Genomic DNA, 6,287 nt, shown 5'->3' on the forward strand with positions numbered 1-6,287 from the left:
AACCGGCTCGCGGGCACACGCCTCCAGGGCGGCGGCCATCTCGGCTTCGCTGAAATCCCCCATGGCGTCAGCTCCGTGGCATCTTATTCCACCAAGCGTCCAGATGGGCGCCCACGGCGGCACCGTCGCCGGCGGCCCGCAATCCAGGCTACCGGCACGCGAGAGTTGGCGCGGGCGCCGCCTAGTGACCCCGCCCACAAACACGCCGCCACACACGATATTCGGCTCCTGAGCAACCCTAGCAAGAGCCACACCAAGCGGATAACATCCCCCAACCGCGTCGGCCAGGGAACATCCCTCACTTTCCGCCGCCAAGCACGGGCTGGCGAGCATCGAAGGGCAACGGAGCGCGGAGCATGCGCTTTGATTCTGCCGCTGAACAGTGGGTAATCGCAAACCTGCGCGCGCCGGATTCCCGACAGTTACATGAAAGTTGCTGAGAGGCGATTGCTAATGCATGGGGATGTTGTATGTAATTAGGGGTTGACCGTGGCAGAGTCCCAATGTGGCCCCCCTCCGCTTTCGATTATACACTATCCCGGAGATATAGGTAAAAACCCTTGCGAAGTGCCCAACCGAGAAGCCGATGGAGCCAAAATACAATGGACAAGCATGAACTGGCGCAGCAATTTCAGGAGTATTTCCGCCCAGAGGTCGCGGTCAGCCCTTCGATGAAGGAGCGGACCTTTCGCCTGCGGTACGAAGTGTACTGCAGGGAGTTCGGCTTTGAGCAGGAGGAAGACTGCCCTGGAGGCCTGGAGCGCGACGAGTATGACGCAACAGCGCGTCACTGCGCATTGATCCACAAACCCACAGGCATGTCGGCTGGGACTGTTCGACTGATACGTTCGGCACCATCGCACGGAGCGCTTGGGCTGCTTCCCCTGCAGCGCTTCTGTGATGACAGCCTGGATCACCCAGCGTTGCATCCGGCATTGATGCCCCAGGCGGAATGTTGCGAAATCTCCCGCCTGGCCGTACCACAAGCATTCCGCAGGCGTGCGGGGGAGCGCTACACTCCATGGGGCGCCGCGCCGGGTGCCACATTCTCTGAGCGGGAAATGCGCACGTTTCCGTTGATTGCAGTCTCGCTGTTCCTGGCCGCAGCAGCGCTGGTGGCGATGAATTGTCGCCCCCACGTCTTCGTCATGATGGAACCCCGGCTTGCCCGCATGCTGTCCGGTACGGGATTACGATTCGTTCAAATCGGTCGATTGACGCACTACCATGGGAGCCGAGCGGGTTTCTACATCCGTCATGAACAGACGGCAGTCGACGCCATGCGCCCGGAATTCAAAGCCCTCTACGACGATATTCTCCAGACATTGTCCGGCGCGCCGGCGAACACCCCGGCTCCTGCTGCCGTTCACCCCGAGGTCCGCGCATCCGCCCGGTCACTGCCCTGGCCGGCCCTGTAACCGGGGATGGCATCGACAGGCATCGGTTTATCGATGTAATAGCCTTGGGCGAAGTCAATGCCGTAATCAATCAACAGGGGAACGATCGCCGCCTGGTCCACGAACTCGGCCACGGTCTTCTTGCCGAATCCCGCGGCGATATCGGCAATGGCCCGGACGATGACGCGGTCTTCCTCGCTGACTGTCAGGTTGCGGATAAAGGATCCGTCGATCTTGATATAGTCGGCGGGCAACTGCCCGAGATAATGGAGCGTGCTGAACCCCACGCCGAAGTCGTCCAGCGCGAAGTGACAGCCAAGCTCACGCAGCCCCTCCATGACTGTGCGCGCGGCGGCGAAATCGGTGACAGCAGCCGTCTCCGTGATCTCCAGAATCAGCCATGCCGGATCCGCGCCGCTCGCACGCAGCTCATCGCGAAGGAAATCCCTTAGCTGCGCGTCTCGGAGGGACGCGGCCGAGATATTTACCTCCAGGTGCAGGCGCAGGCCGCACACGTGTAGATCACGCAACAACTGGAGACTGCGACTAATCACCCAACGATCAAGCGCCACGATCTGGCCGCTTTGCTCGGCAACGGGGATAAACACCCCTGGCGAAACCAGCTCGCCTTGTTCACCGCGCATGCGTACCAGCACCTCGTAGTGGTCAACCTTGTTTGTGCTCAGTGTCAGAATCGGCTGCACGAACAACTCGAAACCATCCGTTGCCAGTGCCTCGCGAAGGCGCTCCATCCAATAGACCCGGTGCTGCAGCTCAGCCCGGGTGTCCGCAGCACCGGAGAGCAGGTACCAGCGTTGCTGATTGCTGCTGCCCTTGGCCTGGTACATGGCGAGATCCGCACTGGCCATCAATTCAGCGGAGGTTTCGCCATGGTCCGGATACAACGCGATGCCGATACTCGGCACTGCCCGATGCAGTCGCTCACCCACGGAAAATGTGAGCGCGTCGAGGACCTCGACTACGCGTGTCGCCGTGGCCTCGGCGTGCGCGGCGTCAGCATCCACCAGCAACACGGCAAATTCATCCCCGCCCAGCCGGGCAACGACGCCTGCATTCCTGAGCTCCACATCGAGCGCGTCGGCCACCAGCCGCAACAACTGGTCACCGGAGTGATGGCCGCTGAGCTCATTGACATCCTTGAACCGGTCGAGATCCAGAAACAACATGGCCCCGCGGCCGGAATCCGCCAGCGCGCGGTCTAGCGCCTGCTGAAAGTAACGGCGGTTATACAAATTGGTCAGGGAGTCATGGTTGGCCAACCAAGCCAAACGCTGCTCCCGGAAACGGACCTGATCCTGCAAGGTCTCTAGCCTGTTGGCGAGATCCAGAGTGGCGCTACCGAGCACATCGATCTCGTCCGCCCAGCGCCCCTGTCTCGGAGCCAGGCTCCGGCGAACCGGATCGAACTGCCCCTGGGCCAGGGCCGGCAGCATGCCGGCCATGCGGCGCAGCCTGCTCATGGGCCTCCATAGAATGGCAAGCAACAAGGCTTCGGCGGCCAGCCAGCCACTCAACGCAACGGCCAACGCACCCCGCGTGTCTTGCCGGATCGCCGCCATGGCCTTCGTGATGTCCGAGATGAGGACGAAGTATCCGCCCGCGCCGGCGCCCTCCTTGCGCCTTTCCAAAGGCACGCCTGCCAACTCGTAGTGACGCCCTTGCACCTCCACGCGGACACGCTCACCGAAAAGCTGCGACGAATCCGCCTTATCCGCGGCCACGCGGAGGACAGGTAGGGTTTGTTGTTCTGTGGTGACGCCAACCACGGAAGCCCCCCACCGCGACAAGTGCCTCTCGGGCGCATTTTCCGCCGAGCCGTTGTCCTCCACCAGCAATGCCACTTCGCTGCCGGACACCTGCCGGGTCCGCAATGCCGCGTCCGCCAGGGAGCGGGACATGGCCACCACCACTTCGGTGGCACCGCCGACGAGCAGCGGCACCACCGCATACTGGCGGCAGTCGTCAGCGCAATACAGGCGCGTGATGGGCTGTTCCGTCCGCAATACCTGGTGGACCCAAATTGCCAGCGCAGGCGCCTCGACCCCCGGCGAGCTGTCTGCCCACATGATCGACGGCTGTCCCCGGGGCACGGGTCCTCTGCTCCCTGCCAGGCTGTCTCCCCACGTCGCCAGGGGCTCTCCGGCCGAGGAGTAGATGTGCACCTCATCCACCCCGGCATCGAGCTGCATCGTGGCCCAGGTTGGCCCGAAGGTTCCCTTTAGGGCGGGGATGTCACCCTCCCGCAGGGCCTGGTCAAGCCCGGAGGCGGTACTGACCAGGCCGGCGAGACTGCGCAGCCCGTCGGCGGACTGGGTGAGGGTCAGTTCCGTCTCGCGCAGCTGGCGTTCGTACACGGCATCGCGGTTGTCTTCAAAACGCTGCGTGAGACTGTTGTGGCTGTTGAGCGCGTACAACGCCGCCAGACCAATGAGCACCAGGCTTGTCAGCGCAATGGCACGCCATTTCAGGCTCAGCAAGGGCCCACGTGTGGGTTGTGCGGGCATAGTAGTCCTACGGCGCCCTCTCGGGCGAATGGCTGTCCAGATACTCACACTGCCGGCGCTCGTCCGGGTCCTCGGTCAACACGTTCGCAATCACTGCGTTGTGGACTTCCCGTGGCCGGGCATGGCGTTTGCGACACATTCGATTGCTCCAGACAAGGAGCGTGCAACGCCGCAGGGTCGGCGCAAGGGCCGCACCCAAATGGCCGGCACCCGTTGCGCGCATGCCGGCATACCGCGGTACGATCCATACAGTACACCTCCGTGCTGGATTCTTGCAGGGCGTAAGTAATCGGCTGCGGGCACAGGCCCTAGAACCGCAATGAGGTCTGCAACAAAAACGCATCCCAGCGCCGCTCCGTGGCGAAGGCATCAGGATTGTCTCGACGGGGTAGCCACCCGGTTCCGTCCACCCGGTGGTACTCAGCGGCGACGAGCAACTGTGGATGCGGTTGCCATTGCAGGCCAAAAGTCAAATCCTTGGCGAAGCGCGAATGAGCGGGTAGATCGGTGGCGGTCTCGAAGTCGCTGCCGGAGCGGTCGGTTCGATCCGCGTAGAGGACATCGAAGCGCACGAGCCATTGCCAATCCTCTCGGAAACGCCGGCTGTACTGGACGTACGCGCTCTCTCCGGTGACGTCGAACTCCCGGGCCACCCCGGCGCCGCTAAGCGACGACTCACGCAGTGCGTACTCGCCTGTCAGCGACCACTGCTCGGCATTGTACTGCAAGGACAACACCCAGGGACGGAGTAGAAACTGCCCCCCATCCAGTTCCGGAGCGGCTGAGTCGAACTCCGCCCGCAAGCGCCCGACGCTAAACGCGCCGATCACACGCCCGCCATCATGCTCGTAAAGCAGCTGTGCGATGCCGGAGGGTCGGCCGCGAAAACGCCCTTGCGGATCATCCAAGAACACCGCTTCAGCCAGGTCCTCCTCGGCTTGGGGGACGCCGGCGCCAATCTGCCAGCGAAGCGCCCCCGATGGCATCCGCTCTTCACCGTAGACCACCAGGCCGTCCGACGAGAGGGCCATGGAGCGTGTGCGATCAAAATAGATCGACTGCGGCAGAAGGATGCTAGGACGGGTAAACGCCACATCCCGCGTCTGGTTATAGAGGCCAAGCGGGATTTTCGGCCGGCCGACCTGCACACCCCAATGCCGATTCCGGTCGCTGTGGACTTGATAGTCCAGTATGGCGTAATCGAGCCTCGGTCGCGCTGCACGACCATCCCCCCCCGCGCGCCGGCTGAGCACCTGCGCCGCAATCAGGACGTCGGAGTGGGGCTGCAACGAGGCGTTGAGACCGACCTCCGTGAATTGAAGACTGCCGCCGTCGCTGCTGGGACCGAACAGGTTGTTGTCATCAGTGAGTACAAACCCCTGACTGACAAAACCGTGTGTCTGAAGCGTGTCCAGCACACCATCGGCAGAGGCAGGCATCGCGGCCGCGGCGCCGGCTAGCACCAGCACCCGCAGAGCGCCTCTAATCCAGCATGACGACACGAACGCGCTCATCCACTTGGTCTCGCTGTACGTAACCCAAACTGCCAGGCGTTGCGGCGACCTGCTCCAGCATCTCCTCCTGGGAGTCCACACGACCTGGCGACCGCCCCGTACCTGAGAAGACCAGCCGATCCCAGGACAGCTGCAGCTGATGGGGAAATACTTGCAGTTGCTCTTTGGCGAAGCGTGCGTGCACTGGATCATCGTTGGGGAGCACGAACACGCGCGCTGCCTGTCCATCGGGCCAGGAACGCTGACGCATCGCAAATAGGGCGCGGACTGTATGTCTCGGCAGCTGCTCCACGTCCCCCCCAGCGTGGCCGATTACCACCACATCCGTGCCATCCCCCGATTGGGCGGACGCGGGTGCAATCACCATCAGGCTGAGCGTGATCAGCAGCAGCCTCACACGACTCATAATTCCATTCTCTGCTGCTCCGGACTGCGTTCCCGAAACGGAGACCCCTCCAATGAGTCGAATGCCCTACAACCCCCGCGTGAGTGTAAAAGCATTAGGCGGGGAATGCCATCCGGCCGTGAGCGGCCCTGCCTTCCGTTGAGCCCTGACCGCAACCGGATCGTGCACGGCACAGCGAGGCAAGACAGGTTTGCGATGCGCGTGGGACAGTAAACTGGGATGGGAGGGGCGCCGGCCACTCGCCCCAATGTGTGCAAAGGCACTGACCGGCTCGGGTCCAGTGGCTACACTTGGGTGATCGCAAGGGTTCATTGACCAAGGCGCATCATCGAGAGGCGGAAAGCATCATGAATAACATTATATACATCGTTGGATTAGTCGTTATTGTCCTGTTCATCATCGGTTTTCTGGGCCTGCGCTAGCGCAGGCCCCGGCGACATCGTCG

The 6,287-nt window shown here is 62.6% G+C and carries 5 protein-coding genes; 1 reads left to right on the forward strand and 4 read right to left on the reverse strand.

What is annotated here, in order from left to right; all coding sequences use genetic code 11:
* Positions 1-216, reverse strand: a 216-nt coding sequence (locus QZT63_RS07945; protein WP_290650101.1) for a hypothetical protein, incomplete at its 3' end; no start/stop codon positions are given.
* Between the two features lie 386 nt (positions 217-602).
* Here QZT63_RS07945 and QZT63_RS07950 point away from each other — a divergent pair.
* Positions 603-1,418 (forward strand): PEP-CTERM/exosortase system-associated acyltransferase, encoded by an 816-nt coding sequence (locus QZT63_RS07950; protein WP_290650102.1) that lies wholly within the window; start codon positions 603-605, stop codon positions 1,416-1,418.
* Here QZT63_RS07950 and QZT63_RS07955 read toward each other — a convergent pair.
* From QZT63_RS07955 to QZT63_RS07965, 3 genes are all read right to left on the reverse strand, one after another.
* Positions 1,367-3,922, reverse strand: coding sequence for an EAL domain-containing protein (locus QZT63_RS07955; RefSeq protein WP_290650103.1), 2,556 nt, complete (start codon positions 3,920-3,922; stop codon positions 1,367-1,369). The genes QZT63_RS07950 and QZT63_RS07955 overlap by 52 nt on opposite strands.
* A gap of 308 nt (positions 3,923-4,230) precedes the next feature.
* Positions 4,231-5,436 (reverse strand): hypothetical protein, encoded by a 1,206-nt coding sequence (locus QZT63_RS07960; protein ID WP_290650105.1) that lies wholly within the window; start codon positions 5,434-5,436, stop codon positions 4,231-4,233.
* A complete protein-coding gene (locus QZT63_RS07965; RefSeq protein ID WP_290650106.1) occupies positions 5,405-5,842 on the reverse strand; it encodes a hypothetical protein in 438 nt (145 codons plus the stop codon). The genes QZT63_RS07960 and QZT63_RS07965 overlap by 32 nt, the downstream gene beginning before the upstream one ends.
* Positions 5,843-6,287 lie beyond the last annotated feature (445 nt).

This window comes from Aquisalimonas sp. (assembly GCF_007120195.1).
Taxonomy (GTDB): Bacteria; Pseudomonadota; Gammaproteobacteria; order Nitrococcales; family Aquisalimonadaceae; genus Aquisalimonas.

Bases quoted from the DNA above. Each gene is read 5' to 3' on its own strand.
- QZT63_RS07960 (WP_290650105.1), bottom strand. From the start codon at position 5,436: ATGAGCGCGTTCGTGTCGTCATGCTGGATTAGAGGCGCTCTGCGGGTG.
- QZT63_RS07950 (WP_290650102.1), top strand. From the start codon at position 603: ATGGACAAGCATGAACTGGCGCAGCAATTTCAGGAGTATTTCCGCCCA.
- QZT63_RS07965 (WP_290650106.1), bottom strand. From the start codon at position 5,842: ATGAGTCGTGTGAGGCTGCTGCTGATCACGCTCAGCCTGATGGTGATT.
- QZT63_RS07955 (WP_290650103.1), bottom strand. From the start codon at position 3,922: ATGCCCGCACAACCCACACGTGGGCCCTTGCTGAGCCTGAAATGGCGT.